Genomic DNA, 2,390 nt, shown 5'->3' with positions numbered 1-2,390 from the left:
TGTCGGGCAAAACGCCCGCGCCACGAAACGGATGGGGTTCAAGGCGGGGGCCGGCAAGGGGCGGCAAGGGTTGCTGCTTGTGTAAAATTCGCATGTCCGCGTGTCCCGGATAAAGACTATGCAATAAAACCGGCCAGTGTGGGCGCGGTCTGCCGGGGCAAATGCCCCGGAGCCTTCCGGCCGGAAAAAAACGGCAAACTCAAGGCCGCTGTAACGCGCCGGAAGTTTTTTCGCAAGATGTGAGAAAGGGTGATGGCGGAAGGAAAGCGGCACATACCGGTTCCGGTGGGCAGTCGCAAAAAAACCGGCGCTGCCCGGCACGACGCAGGGCCATTATCATGCATCAGGTCAGACCGGCAGCCCCATCTTTATGCGGCGCTCACGCAGGTCGTCCAATACGCCCACGCCCACGCGCAGTCCGCCGTAGCCCCGCCCGAGCTGGATGGCGGGCTTGTTGATGCCGTGATAGTCCGAACCGCCGCTGATGCCGAGGTCAAAGCGCTTGGCCAGGGCCAGGCAGGTACGCACATCCGCTTCGGTATGTTCGCTGTGCCACGCCTCAATGGCGTTCAGGCCGCAATCTCTCAGACGGGCCACCTGCCCTTCAAGCCATCCGGGCGGCGCTTTCCACAACAGGGGGTGCGCCAGGCTCACGGTTGCGCCAAGATCCGCCAGCAACCGCACGATTGCCTCCGGCTCCAGCACTTCCTTGGGCAGATAGGCCTTGCCGTGGTTACCCAGAAATTCCTTGAAAACCTCACGGATATTTTTGGCATAGCCCTTGCGCAGCAGCACCTCGGCAATGTGGGGCCGCCCCACGCTTTCGCCCTTGGCTGCGGCCAGCACTTCTTCCATGCCGACATCAAGCCCCAGGTCTTGCAGTTTGCGCACAATACCCTCATTACGCTCGCCGCGCTTTTCGCGCAAAAAGGCAAGATTCTGCAGCAGGGCTTCGGGCTGCTCAGGCAACCACAGCCCCAGGATATGCAATTCGCCCAATTCTGTGCTTGTGGAAATTTCGCAACCACGAATCAGTTCCACCCCCAGTTCGCGCCCGGCGGCAGCGGCCTCGTCCAGGCCGGAAAGCGTATCGTGGTCTGTAACGGCAATGGCCCTGAGGCCCGCCTCGGCGGCTTTTGCCATGAGTTGCGCCGGAGAGTCAGTACCGTCGGACGCCCTCGTGTGGGTATGCAGATCAACCAGTTCCATAAAATACTACCTTAAGGGATGACTGTTATTAATAGCGCAAAATATCAATAGGGTGCAAGCCTTGAACTGGAAGAGGCATCACGGTATACTATTGGGCCATAACGAACCGAGCCTACCTCAAAAGAGAACGCATATGCCCATTAATACAGAAGAACTTTTGCGTATTCTGGCCTGCCCCAAATGCCTGGGCAGCCTCACGGCCCTGGAAGAAAGCGAAACTGTGGCAGGTTTTGCCTGCGCGGCCTGCCAGGTGGTGTACCCCGTGCGGAAAGACATCCCCGTCATGCTGGTGGAAGAAGCTGAAGACAGACCCACCTGGAACGCCCGCCATCCCCAGGCCAGGGAGCGTTCCTGATGCGCCTGCTTATTGCCTCTGACCTGCACGGCTCCATTGAAAGCCTGCGCTTTCTTATAGAAAAAGCCCGCCAGACAAAGCCCCACCTGCTGGTGCTGCTGGGCGACCTTGTCTACCACGGCCCGCGCAACCCTCTGCCCCAGGGCTATGACACGCCCTCTGTTCTGCGCGAAATGCCCGACCTTTCGGCGCTGCCCTGCCCGGTCAGCGCGGTGCGCGGCAATTGCGATGCCGAGGTTGACCTGTCACTTCTGCCCTTTCCCGTGGCCGAAAACGCCTGGCTTGAAGCTGACGGATTGCGCATTTTCGCCAGCCACGGGCATCACCTGCCGGAAAATCCGCCCTGCCCCGGCCTGAAGCCCGGCACGGTCATCCTGCGCGGGCATACTCACATTCCCAGAGGCGAAACCCTGGACGGCCTGCACTTCTGGAATCCCGGCTCCCTCTCGCTGCCCAAGGGCGGCTCGCCGCGCAGCTACGGTTTTTATGCGGACGGCGTTTTTCGCGTGCTGGACATGCAGGACCGCGAAGTGCTCCGACATGTCCCGGCCACTGCCGAAGCATAAGGCACTGCCGCACCAGCCTTTGCGCGGCCCTCGGCCTGCCCTTCCGCTTCAACTATCTTATAGCTAGACGATCGCATGCCCAAAAATCACGCCTCACGTCCCGCTCTTTTTTCCCTGGCCCCAGGCTACAGGCTTGTGCTGGCCTCGGCCTCGCCGCGTCGCCGCCAATTCCTTGCCGAATGGGGCCTCTCCTTTGATCTGGCGAATCCCGCCGGGGCAGAGCCTTCGCCCCGCCCCGGAGAACTGCCGGACGCCTATAC

At 61.0% G+C, this 2,390-nt stretch carries 3 protein-coding genes and 1 pseudogene; 3 read left to right on the top strand and 1 reads right to left on the bottom strand.

Annotation, left to right across the window (positions count from 1 at the left end; all coding sequences use genetic code 11):
• Nucleotides 1-348: 348 nt before the first annotated feature.
• On the bottom strand, nucleotides 349-1,209 hold the full coding sequence (locus V6C16_RS11325; RefSeq protein WP_333543251.1) for a PHP domain-containing protein: 861 nt from the start codon (nucleotides 1,207-1,209) through the stop codon (nucleotides 349-351).
• A gap of 133 nt (nucleotides 1,210-1,342) precedes the next feature.
• Here V6C16_RS11325 and V6C16_RS11320 point away from each other — a divergent pair, with 133 nt between their 5' ends.
• The 3 genes and pseudogenes from V6C16_RS11320 to V6C16_RS11310 form a co-directional block, all read left to right on the top strand.
• Nucleotides 1,343-1,564 carry a Trm112 family protein gene (locus V6C16_RS11320; protein ID WP_333534281.1) on the top strand — a complete coding sequence of 74 codons (222 nt, stop codon included), beginning with the start codon at nucleotides 1,343-1,345 and terminating at the stop codon, nucleotides 1,562-1,564.
• Complete coding sequence (yfcE, locus tag V6C16_RS11315) at nucleotides 1,564-2,130, top strand: phosphodiesterase (protein WP_333543249.1); 567 nt, start codon at nucleotides 1,564-1,566, stop codon at nucleotides 2,128-2,130. Before V6C16_RS11320 ends, yfcE begins: the two co-directional genes overlap by 1 nt.
• Before the next feature lie 75 nt (nucleotides 2,131-2,205).
• A pseudogene (locus V6C16_RS11310) lies at nucleotides 2,206-2,390 on the top strand (septum formation inhibitor Maf); the annotation flags it as partial.

This window comes from Desulfovibrio sp. 1188_IL3213 (assembly GCF_036763145.1).
In the GTDB taxonomy this organism is placed as follows: domain Bacteria; phylum Desulfobacterota; class Desulfovibrionia; order Desulfovibrionales; family Desulfovibrionaceae; genus Desulfovibrio.
Note: the sequence above shows the minus strand (reverse complement) of the source record. Positions and strands in the feature narration are given on the sequence as shown.

Coding starts and splice junctions, on each gene's coding strand:
- yfcE (WP_333543249.1), top strand. CDS start 1,564: ATGCGCCTGCTTATTGCCTCTGACCTGCACGGCTCCATTGAAAGCCTG.
- V6C16_RS11325 (WP_333543251.1), bottom strand. CDS start 1,209: ATGGAACTGGTTGATCTGCATACCCACACGAGGGCGTCCGACGGTACT.
- V6C16_RS11320 (WP_333534281.1), top strand. CDS start 1,343: ATGCCCATTAATACAGAAGAACTTTTGCGTATTCTGGCCTGCCCCAAA.